Source organism: Bradyrhizobium sp. LA2.1 (assembly GCF_040547725.1).
Taxonomy (GTDB): domain Bacteria; phylum Pseudomonadota; class Alphaproteobacteria; order Rhizobiales; family Xanthobacteraceae; genus Bradyrhizobium; species Bradyrhizobium barranii.
This window is the reverse complement of record NZ_JBEPQI010000009.1, coordinates 131,161-154,317: the sequence shown is the minus strand read 5'-3', so window position 1 is coordinate 154,317 and position 23,157 is coordinate 131,161. Positions and strand designations below refer to the sequence as shown.

Annotated in this window: 19 protein-coding genes and 1 riboswitch; of the genes, 11 read left to right on the top strand and 8 right to left on the bottom strand. The window is 64.8% G+C overall.

All coding sequences use genetic code 11. The features are described 5' to 3' along the window. Positions 1 to 60: 60 nt before the first annotated feature. Complete coding sequence (gene acs, locus ABIB95_RS19595) at positions 61 to 2,010, top strand: acetate--CoA ligase (RefSeq protein WP_354241324.1); 1,950 nt, start codon at positions 61 to 63, stop codon at positions 2,008 to 2,010. A gap of 59 nt (positions 2,011 to 2,069) precedes the next feature. Here acs and ABIB95_RS19590 read toward each other — a convergent pair whose 3' ends face one another. Continuing rightward, entirely contained in the window at positions 2,070 to 3,797 is a 1,728-nt protein-coding gene (locus tag ABIB95_RS19590; protein WP_354241322.1) for a S8 family serine peptidase, read from the bottom strand. Between the two features lie 56 nt (positions 3,798 to 3,853). Then, positions 3,854 to 4,351, bottom strand: coding sequence for a hypothetical protein (locus ABIB95_RS19585; protein ID WP_354241320.1), 498 nt, complete (start codon positions 4,349 to 4,351; stop codon positions 3,854 to 3,856). A 417-nt stretch (positions 4,352 to 4,768) separates the two neighbouring features. Here ABIB95_RS19585 and ABIB95_RS19580 point away from each other — a divergent pair, with 417 nt between their 5' ends. Further along, positions 4,769 to 5,284: a L,D-transpeptidase gene (locus ABIB95_RS19580; protein WP_354241318.1), complete on the top strand. Its 516-nt coding sequence runs from the start codon at positions 4,769 to 4,771 to the stop codon at positions 5,282 to 5,284. A gap of 55 nt (positions 5,285 to 5,339) precedes the next feature. Here ABIB95_RS19580 and ABIB95_RS19575 read toward each other — a convergent pair whose 3' ends face one another. Further along, complete coding sequence (locus ABIB95_RS19575; protein ID WP_135213931.1) at positions 5,340 to 5,927, bottom strand: thermonuclease family protein; 588 nt, start codon at positions 5,925 to 5,927, stop codon at positions 5,340 to 5,342. Between the two features lie 69 nt (positions 5,928 to 5,996). Then, positions 5,997 to 6,194 (bottom strand): DUF1674 domain-containing protein, encoded by a 198-nt coding sequence (locus ABIB95_RS19570; RefSeq protein ID WP_028151091.1) that lies wholly within the window; start codon positions 6,192 to 6,194, stop codon positions 5,997 to 5,999. A 187-nt stretch (positions 6,195 to 6,381) separates the two neighbouring features. On the opposite strand from ABIB95_RS19570, the gene ABIB95_RS19565 reads away from it, so the two are divergent. The 3 genes from ABIB95_RS19565 (at position 6,382) to purH (ending at position 11,364) form a co-directional block, all read left to right on the top strand. After that, complete coding sequence (locus tag ABIB95_RS19565) at positions 6,382 to 7,731, top strand: RsmB/NOP family class I SAM-dependent RNA methyltransferase (protein ID WP_354241315.1); 1,350 nt, start codon at positions 6,382 to 6,384, stop codon at positions 7,729 to 7,731. 155 nt (positions 7,732 to 7,886) lie between these two features. Next, on the top strand, positions 7,887 to 9,605 hold the full coding sequence (locus ABIB95_RS19560) for a heparinase II/III family protein (RefSeq protein WP_231145448.1): 1,719 nt from the start codon (positions 7,887 to 7,889) through the stop codon (positions 9,603 to 9,605). A gap of 59 nt (positions 9,606 to 9,664) precedes the next feature. Further along, positions 9,665 to 9,746: riboswitch (ZMP/ZTP riboswitch) on the top strand. A 25-nt stretch (positions 9,747 to 9,771) separates the two neighbouring features. Beyond that, positions 9,772 to 11,364 carry a bifunctional phosphoribosylaminoimidazolecarboxamide formyltransferase/IMP cyclohydrolase gene (purH, locus tag ABIB95_RS19555; RefSeq protein WP_283017910.1) on the top strand — a complete coding sequence of 531 codons (1,593 nt, stop codon included), beginning with the start codon at positions 9,772 to 9,774 and terminating at the stop codon, positions 11,362 to 11,364. Between the two features lie 99 nt (positions 11,365 to 11,463). Here the strand turns inward: purH and ABIB95_RS19550 are convergent, their stop codons facing one another. Further along, complete coding sequence (locus ABIB95_RS19550) at positions 11,464 to 12,849, bottom strand: MFS transporter (RefSeq protein ID WP_354241313.1); 1,386 nt, start codon at positions 12,847 to 12,849, stop codon at positions 11,464 to 11,466. A 100-nt stretch (positions 12,850 to 12,949) separates the two neighbouring features. On the opposite strand from ABIB95_RS19550, the gene ggt reads away from it, so the two are divergent. Together ggt and ABIB95_RS19540 are read left to right on the top strand one after the other, a co-directional pair. Then, on the top strand, positions 12,950 to 14,701 hold the full coding sequence (ggt, locus tag ABIB95_RS19545; protein ID WP_354241311.1) for a gamma-glutamyltransferase: 1,752 nt from the start codon (positions 12,950 to 12,952) through the stop codon (positions 14,699 to 14,701). A gap of 97 nt (positions 14,702 to 14,798) precedes the next feature. Continuing rightward, a complete protein-coding gene (locus ABIB95_RS19540; protein WP_063980311.1) occupies positions 14,799 to 16,094 on the top strand; it encodes an MFS transporter in 1,296 nt (431 codons plus the stop codon). 33 nt (positions 16,095 to 16,127) lie between these two features. On the opposite strand, the gene ABIB95_RS19535 is transcribed toward ABIB95_RS19540, so the two are convergent. Next, complete coding sequence (locus tag ABIB95_RS19535; protein ID WP_354241309.1) at positions 16,128 to 16,793, bottom strand: glutathione S-transferase family protein; 666 nt, start codon at positions 16,791 to 16,793, stop codon at positions 16,128 to 16,130. A gap of 150 nt (positions 16,794 to 16,943) precedes the next feature. Here ABIB95_RS19535 and ABIB95_RS19530 point away from each other — a divergent pair, with 150 nt between their 5' ends. The 4 genes from ABIB95_RS19530 (at position 16,944) to panE (ending at position 20,736) form a co-directional block, all read left to right on the top strand. After that, positions 16,944 to 17,540, top strand: a complete 597-nt coding sequence (locus ABIB95_RS19530; protein ID WP_354241307.1) for a DUF2239 family protein — start codon at positions 16,944 to 16,946, stop codon at positions 17,538 to 17,540. Positions 17,541 to 17,626: 86 nt separating this feature from the next. After that, entirely contained in the window at positions 17,627 to 18,976 is a 1,350-nt protein-coding gene (locus tag ABIB95_RS19525) for an MATE family efflux transporter (RefSeq protein WP_354241305.1), read from the top strand. Positions 18,977 to 19,083: 107 nt separating this feature from the next. Continuing rightward, entirely contained in the window at positions 19,084 to 19,692 is a 609-nt protein-coding gene (locus tag ABIB95_RS19520; RefSeq protein WP_354113540.1) for a 2-hydroxychromene-2-carboxylate isomerase, read from the top strand. A 120-nt stretch (positions 19,693 to 19,812) separates the two neighbouring features. Beyond that, complete coding sequence (panE, locus tag ABIB95_RS19515; protein ID WP_354241303.1) at positions 19,813 to 20,736, top strand: 2-dehydropantoate 2-reductase; 924 nt, start codon at positions 19,813 to 19,815, stop codon at positions 20,734 to 20,736. A gap of 14 nt (positions 20,737 to 20,750) precedes the next feature. Here the strand turns inward: panE and ABIB95_RS19510 are convergent, their stop codons facing one another. After that, on the bottom strand, positions 20,751 to 21,344 hold the full coding sequence (locus tag ABIB95_RS19510) for a c-type cytochrome (protein WP_135213942.1): 594 nt from the start codon (positions 21,342 to 21,344) through the stop codon (positions 20,751 to 20,753). A gap of 202 nt (positions 21,345 to 21,546) precedes the next feature. Then, a complete protein-coding gene (locus ABIB95_RS19505) occupies positions 21,547 to 22,827 on the bottom strand; it encodes a PQQ-dependent sugar dehydrogenase (RefSeq protein WP_354241301.1) in 1,281 nt (426 codons plus the stop codon). Between the last annotated feature and the right edge of the window lie 330 nt (positions 22,828 to 23,157).

Genomic DNA, 23,157 nt, shown 5'->3' with positions numbered 1-23,157 from the left:
TCAATGATGACGTCGGCTCGCCAGTCACCTTGGCTCGGCTTGCCGTATCTGGAGGGAAGCATGTCCGAGAAGACCTACGACGTCCCCGCGGAATGGGCCAAGCGTGCCTGGATCGACCAAGCCAAGTACAAGGACATGTATGCCCGCTCGATCTCCGACCCGAACGCGTTCTGGGCGGAGCAGGCCAAGCGTATCGACTGGATGCACGCGCCGACGAAGATCGAGAACGTCTCCTTCGCACCCGGCAACATCTCGATCAAATGGTTCGAGGACGGAATCCTCAACGTCGCCTGGAACTGCATCGACCGGCATCTTCACACGCGCGCCAACCAGACCGCGATCATCTGGGAAGGTGACGATCCCTCGCAATCCAGACACATCACCTACAAGGAGCTGCACGACGAGGTCTGCCGGATGGCCAACATCCTGCGCACCCGCAACGTCAAGAAGGGCGACCGCGTCACCATCTACCTGCCGATGATTCCGGAAGCGGCCTACGCGATGCTGGCCTGCGCGCGGATCGGCGCGATCCACTCCGTGGTGTTCGCGGGCTTCTCGCCCGACAGCCTCGCCCAGCGTATCAACGACTGCCAGTCCAAGGTGATCATCACCGCGGACGAAGGTCTGCGCGGCGGCAAGAAGGTGCCGCTGAAGGCCAATGTCGACGCAGCGCTCGCCAAGGCCGACGGCGTCGACTGGGTCGTCGTTGTCAAGCGCACCGGCGGCATGGTCGAGATGAATCCGTCGCGCGATCTCTGGTATCACGACGCCGCCAAGATGGTGACGACGGAATGCCGGGCCGAGCACATGCACGCCGAGGATCCGCTGTTCATCCTCTACACGTCGGGCTCGACCGGCCAGCCCAAGGGCGTGCTGCACACCTCGGGCGGCTATCTCGTGTTCGCCGCGATGACGCATCAATACGTCTTCGACTATCACGACGGCGACATCTACTGGTGCACCGCCGACGTCGGCTGGGTCACCGGACACAGCTACATCCTCTATGGGCCGCTGGCGAACGGCGCGACCACGCTGATGTTCGAGGGCGTGCCGAATTATCCGGACAATTCCCGTTTCTGGAACGTGATCGACAAGCACAAGGTCAACATCTTCTACACCGCGCCGACCGCGATCCGCGCACTGATGCAGAGCGGCGACGAGCCCGTGAAGAAGACGTCGCGTGCAAGCCTCCGGCTGCTTGGCTCGGTCGGCGAGCCGATCAATCCCGAAGCCTGGGAGTGGTATCACCGCGTCGTCGGCGACGACCGCTGCCCGATCGTCGACACCTGGTGGCAGACCGAGACCGGCGGCATCCTGATCACGCCGCTGCCGGGCGCGACCAAGCTGAAGCCGGGCTCGGCGACGCAGCCGTTCTTCGGCGTCGTGCCTGAGATCGTCGATGCCGATGGCAAGGTGCTGGACGGCGAGACATCAGGCAATCTCTGCCTGACGCGATCATGGCCGGGCCAGATGCGCACGGTCTATGGCGATCACGCCCGCTTCGAGCAGACCTATTTCTCGACCTACAAGGGCAAGTATTTCACCGGCGACGGCTGCCGGCGCGACGCCGACGGCTATTACTGGATCACCGGCCGCGTCGACGACGTCATCAACGTCTCCGGCCACCGCATGGGCACCGCTGAAGTCGAGAGCGCGCTGGTCGCGCATGAGAAGGTGTCGGAAGCCGCCGTGGTCGGTTACCCGCACGACATCAAGGGCCAGGGCATCTACGCCTATGTCACCCTGATGGCCGGCGTCGAGCCGAGCGACGATCTGCGCAAGGAGCTCGTCACCTGGGTGCGCAAGGAGATCGGCCCGATCGCCGCGCCCGACCAGATCCAGTTCTCGCCTAGCCTGCCCAAGACCCGCTCGGGCAAGATCATGCGCCGCATCCTGCGCAAGATCGCCGAGGACGAGCCGGGCAGCCTCGGCGACACCTCGACGCTCGCCGATCCGGCCGTGGTCGACGATCTCGTCAAGAACCGGCAGAACCGGACCAAGAGCGCCTGAGGCACACAGCACGCGGTCGATAGCCAAAGCTGTCGGCCGCACCGGTACAAAGCAGACGTCTAGCCGGATTTTCTCGCGGCTTTCTTGACCGCTTTCTTGGCGCTCTTGCGGCCGCTCTTTTTGGCCGCCTTCTTCGGAGGCTTTTTCTTCGATGCCTTCTTGCTTTTCGAAGTCTTCTTTGCGGCTTTCTTGACCGGCTTCTGCGCATCCGGCGACACCTTGGCGACGGCAGCGGCCGCCAGCGCCGCATCAACGGCGGCCGCGGCATCGACCTGGCCGAAGCCGAAACGATCGCTGTGGCCGTTGGCGTCGTATGACGCGGCCGGCCCGATCCTCTCCGCCGTGCTCTGGAGAATATTGCGAACGTCGTCGCGGCTGAGACTGGAATTCGCCGCCAGGACGAGGGCCGCGATTCCTGCCGCCAGGGGTGTTGCTGACGAGGTCCCACCGAAGACGTTGGTGTTGAGTCCGTCGGCGCCGCCGGCCGCGGCGCTGCCGATATTGAACCCGCGGCCGGGTTTGCTCACGTCGGTCGTGAAGATTCCTTTCGCGCCGCCGCTTGACGGTGCGACCACGGAGACTTGGGGGCCCCGATTGGAATAGTCTGCGAGGTCTCCCTGGTCGGTTGATGCGCCAACACCGATCGAGAACGGGGATTGGGCCGGAAATCCGACCTGATCCCGGAAATCATTGCCGGTCGCGCAAAATATCGGACAGCCCTTTCCGCCGCGGCCGGCACCTGCCTCTTCGAGCGCGAACCGAATATCGGGCGAGGCCGGTCCGCTCCACGAGCAGGACAGGATGTCGGCAAAGCGCGAAGCATACCGGATGGCATTTGCGACTTGCGATTCCGTGGCGAGATCATCCGCATGGAAAATCTTGACTGGAAGGATGCTTGCTCTCGGCGCGATACCGAAAACGCCTTTCTTGCCCGATGCCGCCGCGACACCGGCACAGCAGGTCCCGTGAATGTCATTCCCCGCCATCATGTCGAACGGTGCGCGAAACCGTTTTGGTGTCGGATCGAAATGATCGGGCGCATCCTCTCCGACGAAGAAGTCACGTCCGAATCGGTCGCGCGGTTCAGTGGAATCGGGCTTGCGCTTGATGTTGGTCGCGAGATTCGGATGGTCGACGTCGACACCATCGTCGAGGACAGCAATCACGATGCCGCCTCCTTGCGATTTGCTCCAGGCCTTGCGCGCGTTGACCGTGGCGAGATGCCATTGCGCAGCGATTGGCTTGGGGGCTTGCAATCCGCGCTTGAACTCGGAAACGAAGTTCGGAAAGGCAAACACGACTTCGTCAGTTTCCGTCAGCTCGTTGGCGAGCTCGACCATCTTTTCGGCAATGTACTTGCGTGTGGGATCGAACGCGATCAACTGATCCGACTGGAACGCGTTGCGGACGCGGATTTGCAGCCCGTATTTGTCGAGTAGCGCTTTCTGTTTCGCCGCCGCGAGATTCGGCTCGAACCTGAGCACGACTTCGCGATAGACCACGCGCAGCGTGCCGCGCGGATCGGAGAATACGGCGGTCTGGACCTTGTCCAGATCGGCTGCCGCGCGTTGAGCCGGCGAGGCGTAAGCGGGGACGCTCTTTTGAAAAACCTGTTGCACGACACGATTGGCGACCACGGCGGCGCGGCTCGCGGCCGCGCGCTCCGTCGGCGATGCCATCGCCACCTGCGGTGCAAGCGAAAACGTCCGCATGCCGCGTTGAACATGCGAATCCAGCGACACCTGCTCCAGTTCGAGCCAGTCGTCCTTTCCAAATCGCAATTTCATGGACCCCTCCCGATCGTCCAACGGTTGAGGGGATCATAGCTCACGACTTTCGATAGTCACGTGCTTTCGCGCCGGAACGCCGCCCGGACATCAGGCCATGCTGTCGCAACCTTGCTGTCCTTCTCCATCTCCGCGGCAACGTCCGGGAAATAGCGCGTGTCGTCCGTGCGCACGGCGAATTCGGCCTGTTGAGGCGACCATTTGTTGCGTTGGCCGGGCGCAACCTTGTGCTTCTTGGCAAAGGTCTGCAAAACCTTGTCCGTCGGCGCTTCCTTGAATCGGACTTGCATCCGGCCGGTGGGCAGCAGCCGGTTACCTTCGTCGTCGGCGAGGATCGGGGCGACCACCCCCTCCGTGCCGACCACCTTGTTGACGCGTTCGGACAACCGGCGGAGATCGACCCCGGTCGTTTCCAGGACGTGGGTTTGCGGTGCGCCCGAGACGGTTGCGATCTTGCAGTCGGCGACCTTCGCAAGCTGTTCCTGGGTCTCGGGCGAGAGCGACCCGATGATGACGATTCCCCCGCTTGGGGTACGCGAGCCATCGCTTGTCATGGACACCTCGGGCTTACGGCGAGAGCGGTTACTGACAATATAGGGCGGCGAGCACTTTTCGATAGTTGTGCGGCCAAATTATCCCAGTCGGAGCGGGAGAATGAGCGGCGGCCGGTAGCCCGCGGCCGGGACATGAGATCGCCTCACGCGCTGACGTCCCTCGAAACAACAGCCGTTCACACCCTCACGCACTTGTCAGGGCCCGCGGCGTCGCGCCCGCGTCTTTCCAGCCAAGTGTTGTTTTCTTGTCATTTACTTTATTTCGAACATTTTCTTTGTTCCGCGTGCTGGCGGGCCCTTGGCGGCCGCGCGTGGAAACCATCCGGTTAACAGGCGCGGTTAAGAATATCCGGGCAAGCGGGCAATTGCCGGTGCTGCGTAGTTTTGGACGATCCGTTCGGGGCAGAGGAAAAATTGATGTCGGTAAGGATTGCTGTGGCGCTCGCCGCCACCATCGGGGCTGGGATCTTGATGTCGACGGCGGCAGAGGCGCGGCCGGAAATGGTGGGGGCGCACCTGGCCGACTATTCGCCGGGCACCATCGTGGTCAAAACCAACGAGCGGCGGCTCTATCTCATCCTCGATAACGGCCACGCCGTGCGCTATCCGGTCGGCGTCGGCAAGTCCGGCAAGCAATGGGCCGGCACCACCCGCATCGACGGCAAATATCTCAACCCGGCCTGGTCGCCGCCTGCGGAAGTGAAGCGCGACAAGCCCAGCATCCCCGACGTCATTCCGGGCGGCTCGCCGCGCAACCCGATGGGCGTTGCGGCGATGACGCTGGCCGGCGGCGAGTATGCCATCCACGGCACCAATGTGCCGGGCTCGGTCGGCGGCTTCGTCTCCTATGGCTGCATCCGCATGCTCAACGACGACATCACCGATCTCTACAGCCGCGTCTCGGTCGGCACGACGGTGGTCGTGACGCGCTGATCTCCAAACTCGTCACAGAATTGAAAGAGCCGCGTCCATCGACGCGGCTTTTTTGTTACCAGAAGCGCCAGCCGCGCGCGCACCAGCCGTCGCGATGGCCGCCGTTGTAGCTGCGCGCGTAACCGCCGGCGAGCAACGCGGCAGATACGTCCGCGGTTCGCTTCGTCGCGACGTTGGCGAGAACGCGGCCGTATTTGTCGGGGCCAAGATTGGTGATCGTCACGCCGCCCTGGCCGAGCAGATCGCGCAGCGCGCCGGTCGCCGCTTGAGCCTTGTCCAATTCATCCTGGCAGGATGCCTTCATCTCCGGCGCATCGATACCGCGCAGGCGAACGCGCGCAACGAGAACGCGTCCGTCGCGCTGGTGCACGCGAGCGAGAAAGGTATCGCCGTCGATCGTGCGAATGACGTCGACCGGCTGACGGATGTCCGGATTGGCCTGCTGCAAAATGATCTGGGCATCTCGCGATTGACCGTCGATCGCATGCGGGAAGGGCCAGTTCATCCCGTGCCGGAACGTAAGCACGACGGCCACCACGATCGCGACCACGAACATCCACGGCAACAGCCCCGAGAAGTGACGGCCGAACGGCGAACCACTGTATGAGGGCCGGTATGGATGGCTGGGATCGAAGCGCGGCATCCGCGCACGCTAGGGCTGAGTCGGGCGATCCGGCAAGATAGCCTCAAAAGACAGCCTCAAACGACAGCCTCAAAAGTCCGAGGCGATACCTTTGCGCTCCCAATCGCCGTAGCGGGTGGGCTCAGGTCCCTTCGGTCCCTGCAATTCCTTCGGCGCCGCCGCGGCGTGGGCAGCAGCAGCCTGCCGGCGCGCTTCCGCCTCGGCCAGCGCGCGCTGGGCGGCCGGCGGGAGCGGCTTGCGATCGGGAACGGGGGGCTGGTCACTCATCTCGGCGGTTCCTAGCGCAGGATCACGGGGTGTGCGACGTCCAATAACGCATTGCTGAGATGGTCATGCCGGGCTGTAAACGCGAGAGGCCATTCTTACATTTGGCATATTCGCATGCCAGAGATAGGTCTCTCGAGGCATGCGCCCATTGCGGCGGAACTGCCGCTCGCCAAGAACCTTAAGCCGCATGCCATCTCAACGTTTCGCTCCTCCGTCCGAAGTGCCCGGTCTCGCGGCGCGGCGGATCGCCGCTGACATCGTCGACGGCGTGCTGCACAAGCACCGCACGCTTGACGATCAGCTCGACGGCAGCGGTGCCCATCCCGGATTGAAGACGCTCGCCGACCGCGACCGCGCGCTGATGCGCCGACTGGTCGCGACCGTGCTGCGCCGGCTGGGCACGCTCGGCCATGTGCTGTCCCGCCTGCTCGACAAGGGCATTCCCTCCGAAGCGCCGCGCGCGCAGAGCGCACTCCTGATCGGCGCCGCCCAGATCCTCTGGATGGACGTGCCCGATCACGCTGCGGTCGATCTCTCCGTCCGCCTTGTCCAATCCGACCGGCGTGCCGCGCGTTATGCCGGCCTCGTCAATGCCGTGCTGCGCCGCTGCGCGCGCGAGGGCAAGGCGCTGGTGGATGAAGTTGCCACGCAATCGCTGGACCTGCCGCCCTGGCTGCTCGCGCGCTGGAGCGCGCATTACGGCGAGGCGACCGCGAGGGACATGGCGCTGGCGCTCGGCCACGAGCCCTCGCTCGATCTCACCGTGAAGTCGGACGCCGCGCAATGGGCGAGCCGGCTGCACGGTGAAGTGCTGCCGACCGGATCGGTGCGCACGGTGCTGCACGGCGCCGTGACCATGCTGCCGGGCTTCACCGAGGGGCAATGGTGGGTGCAGGATGCCGCCGCCGCGTTGCCGGCTCGGCTATTTGGCGACATCATCAAAGGCAAGTCCATTGCCGATCTCTGCGCCGCCCCGGGCGGCAAGACCGCGCAACTGGCACAGGCCGGCGCGCATGTCACGGCGATCGACCGCTCACCCGCCCGGGTGGCGCGTCTGCGCGAGAATCTGACGCGGCTGTCGCTCCAGGCCGAGACTGTCGTCGCCGACGCCGTGGAATGGGCCGGCCCTGCCGAGGGTTTTGACGGCATCCTGATCGATGCGCCCTGCACATCGACCGGCACGATCCGGCGCCACCCTGATGTCGCATGGCTCCGGCAGGAATCCGACGTCGCCGCCCTGACCGCGCTCCAGCAGCGGCTGCTGAAGAAATCCGTCTCGCTGCTCAAGCCGGGCGGGACGCTGGTCTACTGCACCTGTTCGCTGGAACCCGAAGAGGGCGAGCAGGCGATCGCGGCGCTGCTGGCCGCGGAGAGCGGCCTGCGCCGCGTGCCGATCGAAGCTTCCGAGGTCTCGGGGCTCAGCGAGATCATCACCGCAGAGGGCGACCTGCGCACGCTGCCCAGCCACCTGCCGAACGCCGATCCCAAGCTCGGCGGGCTCGACGGTTTCTACGCAGCCCGGCTCGTTAAATCCTGATTTTGCACCGGTTTTTGCGCCAGCGCTGATTCGCGACGCTTCAAGGTGGTGTCAGACGTCCGATTTTGGGATTAAGAAGGATTCGTCGTTCATCCTCTCCCCCTTCAAGGCAAGGCGTGTCGGTCGCTCAACGCAGACGTATCTCGACGCTGGTGATGAACCGCTTCGCGCGGAACATGCTCGCGCGCGCGAGCGGCGGTTCCGTTGCGCTATCGCGGGTCTGGCCCGGCCGTACCGACCGGCTGATCATCGCGCCGCATGACCTGCGCACCGCGGATGCGACCCGCGCCGCTGAGATCTATGCCGGCCGCTTCGTCTTCGCCGGCAAGATCGTCAATTGCCACGGCCGCTCGATCTTCGATCTCGAACCGCCGTCGGAAGACTGGGAGGTCGCGCTGCTCGGCTTCGGCTGGCTGCGCCATCTGCGCGCCGCCGACACCGCGCTGACGCGCGCCAATGCGCGCGCGCTGGTCGAGGACTGGATCGCCAACCCCGCCAACAAGCGCCGCGCCGTCGCGCGGCGTGCCGACGTGCTGGCGCGGCGTGTGATCTCGCTGCTGTCGCAGGCGCCGCTGGTGCTCAACGACACCGACAACAAATTCTACCGCCGCTATCTGCGGGCGCTGGCGCGGGAGATCCGCCTCCTGCGCTACACCATGGTCAACATGCCCGACGGGGTGCCGAAGCTCCAGGTGCTGATCGCACTGTGCTACGCGGCGCTGTGCCTTGCCAACCAGGCGGGACAGATCCGCAGTGCCTCGAAAAAGCTCTCGGACGAGTTGCAGCGGCAGATCCTGCCCGACGGCGGCCACATCTCCCGCAATCCGGGCGCGCTGATCGAGCTCCTGATCGACCTGTTGCCGCTGCGGCAGACCTTTGCCGCGCGCAACATCGCGCCGCCGCCGGCGCTGCTCAACGCGATCGACCGCATGATGCCGATGCTGCGCTTCTTCCGGCACGGCGACGGCAATTTCGCGCTGTTCAACGGCATGAGCGCGACGCCCTCGGACCTGCTCGCCACGCTGCTCGCCTATGACGACACCCACGGCGCGCCGATGGCGAACATGCCGCATACCGGCTTCCAGCGCCTCGACGCCGGCCAGACCACGCTGATCATCGACACCGGTCCGCCGCCGCCGGCCGGCGTCAGCCACGACGCCCATGCCGGCTGCCTGTCGTTCGAATTGTCTTCCGGCATCAGCCGCATCGTCACCAATTGCGGCATGCCGACCACGGGCCGCGACAATTGGCGGCCGTTCGCACGCGGCACCGCGGCGCATTCGACGCTGACCTATCACGAGACGTCCTCATGCCAGTTCGTCGAGATGTCGGCGATGAAGCGCCTCCTGCACGGTTCACCCGTCACCAGCGGCCCCGTCGAGGTCGAGAGCTATCGCGAGACCGTTCAGAACGGCACGCTGCTCACGACCTCGCATGACGGCTATCTCGCGAAGTTCGGCGCGATCCATCGCCGTGTGCTGATGATCGCCAATGACGGCGCACGCATCGACGGCGAGGACACGCTGTCGCCGCCGCAGGGCGGACGCTTCAAGGGCGCGGATGCCGATTTCGCGCTGCGCTTCCATCTGCATCCGGCGGTGAAGGCGAGCCGGCTGTCGGATGCCCGTGGCGTCATGCTGGTGCTGCCGAACCGCGACGTCTGGACCTTCGAGGCGCTCGACGACAAGGTCGACCTCGAGGACAGCGTGTTCCTGGCCGGCAATGACGGCCCGCGCCGCACCGCGCAGATCGTGATCCGGCAGGATGCGCGGCAGGCGCCGTCGATCCGCTGGAGCTTCGTCCGCTCCACTGCATCGCCTGCGGTCACCAATGCCCGCCGCAACGCCCGGCGCGAGCCGGAACTTCCGCTGTAAACGCGCACGATTCGGCCCCATCTCATCGTTGTGAAAACGGCCGAAAGCTGCTATCGAGCCCTCGCTCGCGCGACTGGCGACCTTGGATGGAGCACCATCGGGAAGCGCGAGATATAGAAGCCGCGCGCCTGGGCATAGACACTCCTTAAGACAGAGGATCTTGCTCATGACTGACCATCCCCGCCGCGTCACCCGTGCTCTTCTCTCCGTCTCCGACAAGACCGGCCTGATCGAGTTCGCAAAGGCGCTTGCCGCGCACGATGTCGAGCTGGTCTCGACCGGCGGCACCGCCAAGGCGATCGCCGCGGCCGGCCTCAAGGTGAAGGACGTTTCCGACCTCACCGGCTTCCCCGAGATGATGGACGGCCGCGTCAAGACGCTGCATCCGAAGGTGCATGGCGGCCTGCTCGCGATCCGCGACAACAAGGAACATGCGGAGGCGATGAAGGCGCACGGCATCGCGCCGATCGATCTCCTGGTCGTCAACCTGTATCCGTTCGAAGCGACCGTCGACAAAGGCGCGGGCTTCGAGGATTGCATCGAGAACATCGACATCGGCGGCCCCGCGATGATCCGCGCCGCGGCGAAGAACCATGACGACGTCGCCGTCGTGGTCGAGGCCGAGGACTACAAGGCCGTGCTCGACGAGCTCGCCGCCAACAACGGATCGACGACGTTGAAACTGCGCCGGCGGCTTGCCGCAAAGGCCTATGCGCGCACCGGAGCTTATGACGCCGCGATCTCGAACTGGTTCAACCGCCAGCTCGAGATCGACGCGCCCGATTTCCGCGCCTTCGGCGGCAGACTGATCCAGTCGCTGCGCTATGGCGAGAACCCGCACCAGACCGCGGCGTTCTATGCGACGCCCGACAAGCGGCCGGGCGTCTCGACCGCGCGCCAGCTCCAGGGCAAGGAGCTCTCCTACAACAACATCAACGACACCGATGCGGCCTACGAGTGCATCGGCGAGTTCGACGCCAAGCGCACCGCGGCCTGCGTCATCGTCAAGCACGCCAATCCGTGCGGCGTGGCCGAAGGCTCCGATCTCGTCAGCGCCTATCGCAAGGCGCTCGCATGCGATTCCACTTCGGCGTTCGGCGGCATCATCGCGATGAATCGCGCGCTCGACGCCGAGACCGCGCGCGAGATCACAAAGATCTTCACCGAGGTGATCATCGCGCCCGACGCCAGCGAGGAGGCGATCGCGATCATCGGCGCGCGCAAGAATCTGCGCCTGCTGCTCGCCGGCAGCCTGCCCGATCCGCGCGCGCCTGGCCTCACCGCCAAGACGGTGGCCGGCGGCCTCCTCGTGCAAAGCCGCGACAACGCGGTGGTCGACGACATGACCTTCAAGGTCGTGACCAAACGTGCGCCCACCGACGCCGAGATGCGCGATCTGAAATTCGCGTTCCGGGTCGCAAAGCACGTCAAGTCCAACACCATCATCTACGCCAAGGATCTCGCCACCGTCGGCATCGGCGCGGGCCAGATGAGCCGGGTGGATTCGGCGCGGATCGCGGCGCGCAAGGCGCAGGACGCGGCGAATGAGCTCAAGCTCGCAGAGCCGCTCACCAAGGGCTCGGTGGTGGCGTCGGATGCGTTCTTCCCGTTCGCCGACGGCATGCTCGCCTGCATCGAGGCCGGCGCCACCGCCGTGGTGCAGCCCGGCGGCTCCATGCGCGACGACGAGGTGATCAAGGCCGCCGACGAGCACGGCATCGCCATGGTGTTCACGGGCACGCGGCACTTCCGGCACTAACGCGATTTGCGTAGCCCGGATGGAGCGTAGCGAAATCCGGGTCTCACGTCTCAGCAACAGCGGCCCCGGATTGCGCTTCGCTCCATCCGGGCTACGCCACTAATCTCGCACCCGCATCAACAACCCCAGCCCCGCGACGAAAAACACCACCAGCACGGCCATGCCGGCCTTCTGGCTCGCCGTCACCGCGGTGATCATGCCGATCAGCAGCGGGCCGATGAAGGACGTTACCTTCCCCGTCAGCGCGAACAGGCCGAAATACTGCGCGATGCGATCCTTCGGCGCGAGACGGATCAGCAGCGTGCGCGAGGCGGCTTGAAGCGGGCCGCCGGCAGCGCCGATGAGACAACCCAAAACGAGATAAGCGCGCTCGGCCGCGCTCGAGAACAGGGGCGCGCCCGGAAGAGGCGGCGCAACCTTGACGAACAGGACGCTGTCCTTGTCGACCAGAAGAATCGCCGCCACCGCCAGCAACAGAACAAGCAGGCTGCCTGCGATGACGCGCTTCGGCCCGAGACCATCGTCGAGCTTGCCACCAAGCCATGCGCCAAGGGCGCCGGCAATCGCGAGCATGATGCCGAAGGTGCCGATCTGGATCGTGTGCCAGCCGAAGGTGCCGGCGGCATAGATGCCGCCGAACGCGAACAGCGACACCAGGCCGTCGGTGTAGATCATGTTGGCGAGCAGGAATGCCGCGAGCGATTTCCGCTGCGGCAGGCCCTTAATCGATTGCTTGAGATCCGACAATCCCTCGCGCAGCGCCTCGCGCACCGGATGCTTCGCCGGATAATCCGGCGTGAACAGGAACAATGGCGTCACGAAGATGATGAACCACAGCCCGGTCAGCGGTCCCACGATGCGGTCGCCCTGATGGCTGACCGGATCGAGCCCGAACAGCGGCTTGAAGCCGAGCAACGTGCGGCCGGTCTCGGGATTGGCGGCGAGGAAGCCGAGCACGACGACGAGGCTGACGATGCCGCCGATGTAACCCGTGGCCCAGCCGGTGCCGGAGAGCCGGCCGATCCGCTCAGGCGGCACCAGGGTCGGCATCATCGCGTTGTTGAAGACGGTGGCGAATTCCGCGCCGACGCTAGCGAGCGCGACCGCGGTGAGCAGCGGCGCAATGATGGTGGGATCGCCGGGCTTGCCGATCCACAGCGTGCAGGCCGCCAGCACCAGCAGTGTACCGAATCCCGCGATCCACGGCTTCCTGCGGCCCGAGGCATCGGCAATGGCGCCGAGCACCGGCGACATCAGCGCGATCGCGAGGCCTGCGGCCGCCATCGCAAAGCCCCACAACGACTGGCCGGTGGCGGCATCTGGCGCAATGCTGGTGGCGAAATAGGGTGCGAAAACAAAGGTCGTGATCAGCGTGAAATAAGGCTGCGCGGCCCAATCGAAGAAGATCCAGCTGATAACAGCGGCGCGCGGCGGATAGGTCCGCTGCGCGCCGGCCAAGCGCGCATCCGAGGCGATCGTCGTCATATTCCAGTCCCCATCACGAACAGTTTTGCCTCTGTTGGGGCAAAGCGTATAGCATTGAAGCGACGCGTGGGAACTGGCCTGAGGCCGCGACGGAAGCTTGATGATGTCGTCATATCCGACACGGCGGACATTTTTCGCCTTCATTGCCACTCTGGCGTTTGGTTTTTCGTCTGCCACCGCACAGGATGCGCGGCGAGCCTATGTCCCACCCGCGCTCGACACGGTGCACGCCGTTCCGTCCGAGCACGGCATGGTGGTGGCGCAGGAAAAGATATCGGCGCAAGTCGGCGCCGACATCCTGCGCCGCGGCGGCAACGCGGTCGATGCCGCGGTCGCCACCGGCTTTGCGATGGCCGTAACGTATCCGCGCGCCGGCAATATCGGCGGCGGCGGATTCATGGTGATCCATTCGGCCGAGCGCAACGAGGACATCACGATCGACTATCGCGAGACCGCGCCGGCTGCGACCACCCCGCAGATATTCCTCGGCGCTGACGGCAAGCCCGATGCCGCGAAGTCGCGGGATTCCGCGCTCGGCGTCGGCGTGCCCGGCACCGTCGCAGGTCTTGTGCTGGCCTTGGAAAAATACGGCTCGGGCCGGTTCACGCTGGCACAGCTGCTCGAGCCCGCGATTGGGCTCGCCCGCGACGGTTTTGTCGTCACCGACGACCTTGCCGACACGCTGCCGGGTTGGCACCGGCGGCTGGCGCGCTGGCCGTCGTCGGCCAGGATCTTCTCGCGCCCCGACGGCACACCGCTCGGCGAAGGCGACAGGCTGGTGCAGAGCGATCTCGCCGAAACGCTGTCGGCCGTCGCCGCACAGGGGCCGCGCGGCTTCTATGAGGGACCGGTCGCGGACAAGCTCGCCAAGGCCGTGACTGACGCCGGCGGCATCATGACGCCGGCCGATCTGAAATCCTATCAGGCGATGATCCGTGCCCCGGCGCACGGCACCTATCGCGGCTACGACATTGTCTCGATGCCGCTGCCTTCCTCCGGCGGCGTGGTGCTGGTGGAGACGCTCAACATCCTCGAGGGCTTTCAGCTGGCCGATCTGAAACAGGGGTCGCCGGCCTCGCTGCATCTGCTGATCGAAGCCATGAAGCGCGCCTATGCGGATCGTGCGCGCTATCTCGGCGATCCCGCCTTCGTCAATGCGCCGATCGACACGCTCACTGCAAAGGACTACGCCGCCAAGCTGCGCGCCGGCATCTCCACGGAGCGCGCCACGCCGTCGAAGCAGCTCGTCTCCGCCCCTCCCGCGCCGCGCGAGGGCACCAACACCACGCACTTTTCCGTCGTCGACGACGGCGGCAATGCCGTCAGCAACACCACCACGCTGAATTTCAGCTATGGCGTCGGCCTGGTTGCCGACGGAACCGGCGTGCTGCTCAACAACGAGCTCGACGATTTCACCGCCGCGGTCGGCGCTTCCAACGCCTACGGCCTCGTCGGTTTCGAGCCCAATCTGCCCGGACCCGGCAAGCGGCCGTTGTCCTCGATGTCCCCGACCATCGTGCTCAAGGACGGCAAGCCGGTGCTGGTGACGGGCTCGCCCGGCGGCAGCCGCATCATCTCGACCGTGCTCCAGGTCATCGTCAACGTGCTCGACTACAAGATGGATGTGGCCGCCGCCGTCGCTGCGCCGCGGCTGCATCACCAATGGCTGCCGGACGAGGTGCGTATCGAGAGCGGCTTTCCCGGCGATGTGCTGTTCGAGCTGAAGGCGATGGATCACCTCATCGTCGAGCCGATGGGACAGACCTCGGCCAATTCGATTCTGGTGACGCCGAACGGTCCACTCGGCGCGCCGGATCCGCGTACCCGCGGCGCGGAAGCCGCGGGACAGTAGTCTCGCCGTTGCATGGCACGGCAGCGCGCGCCTGCTTGCGCGGGCTGCCCTGCGTGCTACCACCGCGCAGCTTTAAGGAACCGCCGGGGAAATGCACATGAGCACAGCCGATCCGACCCAGCGCATTGAGCGCGCGGAGATCGAAGACACCAGCCTTCTCGCCTTCTATCGCGACATGAACGCGCCGGAGCGGCGGACGTTCTGGGCCTGCGCCGCGGGCTGGGCGCTCGACGGCATGGACTTCATGATCTATCCGCTGGTGATCGGCACCATCATCGCGCTGTGGAAGGTCGATGCGGCCTCGGCCGGACTCGCCGGCACCGTGACACTGCTGGCCTCCGCAATCGGCGGCTGGCTCGGCGGCTATCTCTCCGATCATATCGGACGTGTCAGGACGCTCCAGATCACCATCATCTGGTTCTCGTTCTTCTCGCTGGTCTGCGCGGTCGTGCAGAATTTCGACCAGCTCCTGATCGCACGCGCCGTGCTCGGCCTCGGCTTCGGCGGCGAGTGGGCGGCGGGCGCCGTGCTGATGGGCGAGGCGATCCGGCCGCAATATCGCGGACGCGCAGTCGGCTCGGTGCAGTCGGGCTGGGCGGTCGGCTGGGGTCTCGCCGTACTGTCGCAGGCGATCCTCTTCTCGGCTTTGCCGCCGGAGACGGCGTGGCGCTGGATGTTCGTGATCGGCGCGCTGCCGGCGCTGCTGGTGTTCTACATCCGCCGCTCCGTCACCGAGCCGGAGATCGCGGCCGAGGCCCGCGCAAAACAGGCCGCGAGCGGCGATCGTCCTGCGCTCTGGGAAATCTTCTCCGGCCCGATCCTGAAGACCACGATCCTGGCCTCGCTGATGGCGACCGGCTGCCAGGGCGGCTACTACGCCGTCACCTTCTGGGTGCCGCAGTTCCTGACCAAGGAGCGGCACCTGTCGATCGTCGGTTCGACCGGTTATCTCTCGACGCTGATCATCGGCTCGTTCATCGGCTATCTCGTCGGGGCCTGGCTCGCGGATCGCATCGGCAGGCGCAATCTGTTCCTGATCTTCTCGATCGGCGCCATGGCCGTGGTGCTGCTCTACACGCAGCTGCCGCTCACCAACGAGATCCTGTGGGTGCTCGGCTTCCCGCTGGGCTTCTTCGCCTCGGGCTATTTCTCAGGGATCGGCGCATTCCTGACCGAGCTCTATCCGACGCGGCTGCGCGGCTCCGGCCAGGGCTTCTGCTACAATTTCGGCCGCGGCATCGGCGCGCTGTTTCCGTTCCTGGTCGGCGCGCTCTCGGCGACGACGTCGCTCGCCAATGCGATCGCGATGTTCGCGGTGGTGGCTTACGTGCTGTTCTTCATTGCCGCCTTCGCGCTGCCGGAGACGCGCGGGCGCGTGCTGCACGCGGACTAGTCCGGCGTTGTCACCCGGGGCGGTGAGGAAATTTTACCGCCCCACCTGGTACGGCCCGCCTTTTTCCAGCGCTCTGGCATACGCCGGGCGCGCATGGATGCGTTCCAGGAATGCCATCGCCTTGGGATGGCCGAGCTCGAGCCCGCCACGCGCTTGCGCGGCTTCGAGCGGGAAGCTCATCTGGATATCGGCGGCGGTGAACTCGCTGCCGGCGAACCACTCGCTCTTGCCGAGCTCGCCTTCCCAATAATCCATGTGCTGCTTGAGCTGCGGATTGACCAGCGCGGTGAGCGCCTGGTTCGAGACCTTGCGCACCAGCGGGCGAAGCAGCGCGGGAGCGCGCTTCGGCATCAGCGTGAACAGCAGCTTGAGCAGCAGCGGCTGCATCGCCGAGCCCTCCGCATAGTGCAGCCAATAGGTGAAGCGCAGCCGCTCCGGCGTGTTCGGCGGCGGAATCAGCCGGGCGTTGCCGTAGGTCGCAATGAGATATTCGATGATCGCGCCTGACTCGGCGATGGTGTTGCCGTTGTCGGTGATGACGGGCGACTTGCCGAGCGGATGGATGGCGCGCAGCTCCTTCGGCGCGCGCATATCCGGCTGGCGCTGATAGCGCACGATCTCGTAGGGCACGCCCAACTCCTCGAGCAGCCACAGCACCCGCTGCGAGCGGGAATTGTTGAGGTGGTGAACGGTCAGCATCGTTGAGGTCCCCAGGCTAGGCGTGGTCGGTCGGCCGCGCCGTTCGTGCCAGCCCGGGAACGCAATGTCGAGCCATCCAGACGGATAATTTAACCCGGGTATATTGACGTCCGCAATTTACCCGGATATTAAAACGCCAACGTCATCAATATGGCAATGATTTCAATGCAACGGATTTTCACGGCGTTCCAGGGTCATCGCCGCCTGGCGTCCGGGCCCGCAGGAGAGGTCGCGCTGGTCGTCAAACGGATAGCGCCGCCGCCGGACGAGCCCATCATCATCTTCGAGGACAGCACGGGCCGACCGATCGACTTCGATCTGCGCGGCGGGGATCGCGAGGTGCTGGCGCGGGTGGCGAAGCTTGTCCCGCCGCCGGTCGAGGAGACCGCGCCACCGAGCGAGCCGCGCGGGCGCGGCCGGCCGAAGCTCGGCGTGGTCGCGCGCGAGGTGACGCTGCTGCCGCGGCACTGGGAGTGGCTCGGAGCCCAGCCGGGCGGCGCCTCGGTCGCGCTGCGTAAGCTCGTCGACGAGGCAAGACGCGCAAGCGGCGACAAGGATCGCGAGCGGCAGGCCCGCGATGCGGCCTATCACTTCATGTCGACCATGGCGGGTAATCTGCCGCAGTTCGAGGAAGCTTCGCGCGCCCTGTTCGCGGATGACCGGCGGCGCTTCACCGGACTGATCGCCGACTGGCCGGTCGACGTCCGCGACCACATCGTCAAGCTCGCCTACAGCGACCGCGCTTAGGCTCAGCATTTTCTCTCACCCCATCGACGGCCGAGCCGCGCGTGCATCGCGCGGCAACGGCTTCGCACGCCCTGAAAGGCCTATCCATGTCTGCGCCAAAACCGCTCTGGACGACATTCCTCCGCTTCCTCGCGCCGCTGGTGCTGAGCAACGCGCTGCAATCGCTGTTCGGGACCGTCAGCAACGTCTATCTTGGCCAGATGATCGGCGTCGACGCGCTCGCCGCGGTGTCGGCGTTCTTCCCGGTGATGTTCTTCCTGTTCGCCTTCGTCATGGGCCTGAGCACCGGCGCCACTGTGCTGATCGGCCAGGCCTTTGGCGCGGGCGAGCATGGCAGGATCAGGATCGTCGTCGGCGCGACGCTCGCGATCGGCCTGCTGCTCTCGCTTTCGGTTGCTTTGGTCGGCGGCCTCTTCAGCCGACAATTAATGACGATGCTCGCGACGCCTCCGGACATCCTCGACCAGGCCAGTGCCTATGCGCGCATCATGCTGCTCACCATGCCGCTCGGCTTCGTCTTCCTGCTGATGACGGCGATGATCCGCGGCGTCGGTGACGCCGTGACGCCGCTGCTGGCGCTGGCCTTGTCGACCACCATCGGACTGATCCTGACACCGATGCTGATCCGCGGCGCGTTCGGGATACCTGCCGCCGGAATCACCAGTCCGGCCTGGGCGGCCGCGATTGCCAACGCACTGACACTCATCGCCCTGGCCGTCTATCTGCTGCGGACGAAGCATGCACTGGCACCGGATGCCGCGCTGCTGCGTCATCTGCGGCTCAATCGTGCCGTGCTCGGAAACATCCTCGGCATCGGACTGCCGAGCGCGGTCGGCATGGTGGTGATGGCGATTGCCGAGCTGGTGCTGCTCGGGCTCGTCAACGGCTTTGGATCGGATGCCACCGCCGCGTATGGCGCGGTCAACCAGGTGATGGGCTACACGCAGTTCACGGCAATGTCGATTTCGATCGCGGTCTCGATCCTCGGCGCACAGGCCATCGGCGGCGGCGACAGGACGCTGCTCGATGGCATCGTGCGCACCGGCCTCATGTTCAACATCGTCCTGACCGGCGGGCTGGTGGGGCTGATCTATCTGGCGCCGCGGGCCGTGCTCGGCCTCTTCATCACCGACAGTGCCGTACTCGACCTCGCCGGGGGACTGCTTCACATCGCGCTGTGGAGCTCGGTGCCGTTCGGCTTGGCCACCGTGTTTTCCGGAGCCATGCGCGCGGCCGGCGTCGCCTTGACGCCAATGCTGCTCTCGATCTTCGCCATTGTCGCAATCGAGCTGCCGGCCGCGGTGATCCTGAGCCGCACGATCGGCCTGAAAGGTGTGTGGGCCGCCTATCCGATCGTGTTCTGCGCCATGTTCGTTTTGCAGATGGGCTATTACCTCACGGTGTGGCGCAGGCGCGCGATCCAGCGTCTGATCTGACCGGATCATCAAGATATTATGACCATCATTAAACGGTGGACCCGTGGCGCGCGCTGCGCCACAATGGATGAAAAGCCAGATCAAAAGCCAGGTCAGGGAGAACGATTTTGACCCGCACAGCCCCGCAATTCCTGTTCGATTTCGGCAGCCCGAACGCCTATCTCAGTCATCTCGCGATCCCGGCGATCGAGCAGCGCATCGGCGTCAAATTCGAGTACGTGCCGATCCTGCTCGGCGGCATCTTCAAGTCGACCAACAACAAGTCGCCGGCCGAGACGCTCGCCGGCATCAAGAACAAGCGCGAATTCCAGGCGGTCGAGACCGAGCGCTTCGTCAAGCGCTTCAAGGTCCCGCCCTATGTCATGAATCCGTTCTTCCCGGTCAACACGCTGAACCTGATGCGTACCGCGATCGCGGCACAGGCGGAGGGCGTGTTCGAAAAATATGTCGAGGCCGCTTTCCACCACATGTGGCGCGAGCCGAAGAAGATGGACGACCCGGAAGTCGCAGCGAAGGCGCTGGCGTCCTCCGGCCTCGATGCCCAAAAACTGTTCGCCCGCGCCCAGGAGCCCGAGGTCAAGGGCAAGCTGATCAAGAACACCGAGGACGCCGTTGCCCGCGGTGCGTTCGGCTCGCCTACCTTCTTCGTCGGTAACGAGATGTTCTTCGGCAAGGAGCAGCTGCGCGAGGTCGAGGAGATGGTGTCGGGAAAGTGAAGCGCGCGAATGGCGCGTAGCGAATAGCGAGTGGAAATCGCGCCTGCTATTCGCTACTTCCTATTCGCCATCCGCCAAAAATACCTAGTACAAAGCCAAGAATAAGGACGGAGTTCTCTCATGCGTATCCTCGTGGTCGGCGCCGGCGCCATCGGCGGCTATTTTGGTGGCAGGCTGTTACAGGCCGGCCGCGACGTCACCTTCCTGGTCCGGCCGCGGCGCGCCAGCGAGCTCGCAAGCGCCGGCCTCGTCATCAAGAGCCCGAACGGCGACGTGACGCTGAAGAATCCGCCGACCGTTCAGGCCGACGCGCTCAAGGAAAAGTTCGACGTCGTGCTCCTGAGCTGCAAGGCGTTCGACCTCGACGACGCCATCAAGTCGTTCGCGGCCGCCGTCGGCCCTGATACAGCGATCATTCCCATGCTCAACGGCATGAAGCATCTCGACACGCTCGACGAAAAATTCGGCAAGGAGCGCGTGCTCGGCGGCCTCTGCGCCATCGCGGCGACCCTGAACGAGAAGCGCGAAGTGGTGCAGCTCCAGCCGATGCAGTCGCTCAGTTACGGCGAGCGTGACGGCAAGCTCTCGGAGAGGGTCAAGGCGATCGACGAGGCCTTCAAGAGCGGTATCAATGGCGCCGCCGCCAGCCAGAACATCATGCAGGACATGTGGGAGAAGTGGGTGTTCCTGTCTTCGCTCGCCGCAAGCACCAGCCTGATGCGCACCTCCGTCGGCGACATCCTCGCGGCCCCCGGCGGCCGGGACTTTTTGCTCGGCATGCTGGACGAGACCAGCGCGATCGCCACCGCGTCGGGCTACACGCCGGGCGGCCCGTTCTTCGAGCGCGTGAAGGGCAACCTCACCACCGAGGGATCGCCGATGACGGCATCCATGTTCCGCGACATCAAGGCGGGCCTGCCGGTCGAGGCCGATCACGTCATCGGCGACCTCATCGCGCGCGCCGACGCCGCCAAGGTGCCGGTGCCGAAGCTGCGCATCGCGTATACGCATCTGAAGGCGTATGAGAGGCAGCGGGCGGGGTAGCTCCAGGCTCCGCGCTATTTGAAATACGCGAGATAGTGCGAGACGGCGGTGATTTCCTCATCGCTCATGTGATAGGCAACATCGGCCATCGCAGCGCCGCCGCCGCCGACGCGCTGGCTGCTTTTGTAGTCGTGCAACGCCTTGACCAGATATTCCTCGCGCTGGCCCGCGAGCCGCGCAACCGCCTTGGTACCGGCAAAGCTATCCGTGTGGCACGAGGCGCAGCGGCGGCCGACGGCAACTTGCGCGCCTTTTTTCGACAGGTCCGGATCCGCGTCTTCCGCGGCCTTCGGCGGCGTCATTTGCGCGAAATAGGCGCCGAAATTGCGGATGTCTTCGTTGGTGATCTCTTCGGCGATCGGCTGCATCTGGTCGTTCTTGCGCGAGCCGGCGCGGAAGAACACGAGCTGCCACTGGATGAATTGATCGGGCTGGCCAGCCAGCGAGGGGATGTTCTCCGTCTGCGAGATGCCGTTCTCACCGTGACAGCCGGAGCAGACGGCGGCCTTCTCCTGGATCGCGGCATTATCAGCGGCCTGAGCGCGGACGATTGCAAGTGCTGCGAGCGATAGCGTCACAGACAGAATTCCAAACCGAACGACTCGCATGGCTGATTTCTCCGACTGTCATTGCCGGGCTTGACCCGCCTGCTTGGCGTAGGCCCGGCAATCCATCCCGTTTGCAAAGAGGTTTCTCATTTGATGGATGCCCGGATCAAGTCCGGGCATGACGAACGCGTTCCGCTGCAAGCCTGTCACAAACAAAAGAGGCTGCGACCGTCATCCGGTCGCAGCCTCTTGTCATCTTACGCTACTTCTTGCTGTAGCTGATGCGATAGATCGCGCCGGCCCAGTCGTCGGCGACGAGGATCGAGCCGTCCTTGGCGAGGATGATGTCGTTGGGACGGCCGAGATAGCCCTGGTCACCCTCGATCCAACCGGAGGCGAACACCTCCTTCTTGGCGTTCTTGCCGTCGGGGCCGACGATCACGCGCGTAATATTGCCGCCCTGGTACTTGTGACGATTCCAGGAGCCATGCTCGGCGATCAGGATGTTGTTCTTGTACTCGGCGGGGAATTGATCGCCGGTATAGAACTTCATACCGAGCGGAGCGACATGCGCGCCGAGGTTCAGCACGGGCGGCGTGAACTCGGAGCACTTGTGACCCATCGCGAACTTCGTATCCAGCAGGTCGCCCTGGTGGCAGTAGGGATAGCCGAAATGCTCGCCGATCTTCGAGATCATGTTCAGCTTGTCTGAGGGCAGATCGTCGCTGATCCAGTCGCGCGCGTTCTCGGTGAACCAGTATTTGCCGGTGCGCGGATCGACGTCGCCGCCGACCGAGTTACGAACGCCGAGCGCATAGATTTCGGCGTTGCCGGTCTTGGGATCGACGCGGCGGATCTGCGAGACACTGGTCGGGGGCACGCCGACGTTGAAGGGCGGTCCGAACGGCAGGTAGAACCAGCCTTCCTTGTCGACCGCGATGTACTTCCAGCCATGCGCGGCATAGGAGGGCATGTCGTCATAGACGACCTTGCCGTCGCCGAGCTTGTCGAGATTGGCTTCGGCGTTGTCGTAACGGATCAGCTTGTCGACCGCGATGACGTAGAGCGCGCCATCCCTGAAGGCGAGACCGGTGGGCATGTTCAGCCCTTTGAGGATGGTCTTGACCTCTTTCTTTCCGTTGTTGTCCTTGATGGCATAGACGTTGCCGAGGCCGAACGAGCCGACGAACAGCGTGCCCTTGTCACCCCAGGCCATCTGCCGCGCGGCGAGAACGCCGGGCGCATAGACTTCGATCTTGAAGCCGGCCGGCAGCTTGATCTTCTTCATCATCGCGGCGAGCTCGGCCTCCGACGCGCCGGTCGGCGGGCCCGACGGCGGCGCGAGGCCCTTCTGCGCCTCGGTCTCGTCGCCGAGGAACCAGTCATCCGGCGGATGGGTCCAGAACTCCTTGGTGCCGGATTCGTATTTCTTCAGCTGGCGGTTCTTGTCCTGCTGTTGTGCGCTGACTGCGCTTATCCCCGCGAGAAGGGCAACCGCTGCAAGCGCCAGGACGGATTGAAAGACGGATTGATGGAATTTCATCACGTCACTCCCCTAAGGCAGCCGTCAGGGCTGCACGTTATTTTGTTTTGCTAGTCGAGAGGCGAAGTTCGGACTCTGTCAGGACGACAGACGCAAAAAGGTTAGCACATCTGCGGACGGTGAGAAGCGCGTCGGGAGCACTGCAGTCAGACTCAATAGAAAATGAGACTGAATGCCACGAAGATTTGCACGGCGACGATCACGGTCTCGCTGCAACGCGGAATCAAAATGGCGCGTGACTGATTTGCAGGCAGCAGGAAGAGCGGTCGCACAGAATTGCGAAAACAACCCCATGCACAGTAGAACGGCTCACCCCGGTCTGCTCCCGGT

Coding starts and splice junctions, on each gene's coding strand:
- acs (WP_354241324.1), top strand. CDS start 61: ATGTCCGAGAAGACCTACGACGTCCCCGCGGAATGGGCCAAGCGTGCC.
- ABIB95_RS19590 (WP_354241322.1), bottom strand. CDS start 3,797: ATGAAATTGCGATTTGGAAAGGACGACTGGCTCGAACTGGAGCAGGTG.
- ABIB95_RS19585 (WP_354241320.1), bottom strand. CDS start 4,351: ATGACAAGCGATGGCTCGCGTACCCCAAGCGGGGGAATCGTCATCATC.
- ABIB95_RS19580 (WP_354241318.1), top strand. CDS start 4,769: ATGTCGGTAAGGATTGCTGTGGCGCTCGCCGCCACCATCGGGGCTGGG.
- ABIB95_RS19575 (WP_135213931.1), bottom strand. CDS start 5,927: ATGCCGCGCTTCGATCCCAGCCATCCATACCGGCCCTCATACAGTGGT.
- ABIB95_RS19570 (WP_028151091.1), bottom strand. CDS start 6,194: ATGAGTGACCAGCCCCCCGTTCCCGATCGCAAGCCGCTCCCGCCGGCC.
- ABIB95_RS19565 (WP_354241315.1), top strand. CDS start 6,382: ATGCCATCTCAACGTTTCGCTCCTCCGTCCGAAGTGCCCGGTCTCGCG.
- ABIB95_RS19560 (WP_231145448.1), top strand. CDS start 7,887: ATGAACCGCTTCGCGCGGAACATGCTCGCGCGCGCGAGCGGCGGTTCC.
- purH (WP_283017910.1), top strand. CDS start 9,772: ATGACTGACCATCCCCGCCGCGTCACCCGTGCTCTTCTCTCCGTCTCC.
- ABIB95_RS19550 (WP_354241313.1), bottom strand. CDS start 12,849: ATGACGACGATCGCCTCGGATGCGCGCTTGGCCGGCGCGCAGCGGACC.
- ggt (WP_354241311.1), top strand. CDS start 12,950: ATGATGTCGTCATATCCGACACGGCGGACATTTTTCGCCTTCATTGCC.
- ABIB95_RS19540 (WP_063980311.1), top strand. CDS start 14,799: ATGAGCACAGCCGATCCGACCCAGCGCATTGAGCGCGCGGAGATCGAA.
- ABIB95_RS19535 (WP_354241309.1), bottom strand. CDS start 16,793: ATGCTGACCGTTCACCACCTCAACAATTCCCGCTCGCAGCGGGTGCTG.
- ABIB95_RS19530 (WP_354241307.1), top strand. CDS start 16,944: ATGGCAATGATTTCAATGCAACGGATTTTCACGGCGTTCCAGGGTCAT.
- ABIB95_RS19525 (WP_354241305.1), top strand. CDS start 17,627: ATGTCTGCGCCAAAACCGCTCTGGACGACATTCCTCCGCTTCCTCGCG.
- panE (WP_354241303.1), top strand. CDS start 19,813: ATGCGTATCCTCGTGGTCGGCGCCGGCGCCATCGGCGGCTATTTTGGT.
- ABIB95_RS19510 (WP_135213942.1), bottom strand. CDS start 21,344: ATGCGAGTCGTTCGGTTTGGAATTCTGTCTGTGACGCTATCGCTCGCA.
- ABIB95_RS19505 (WP_354241301.1), bottom strand. CDS start 22,827: ATGAAATTCCATCAATCCGTCTTTCAATCCGTCCTGGCGCTTGCAGCG.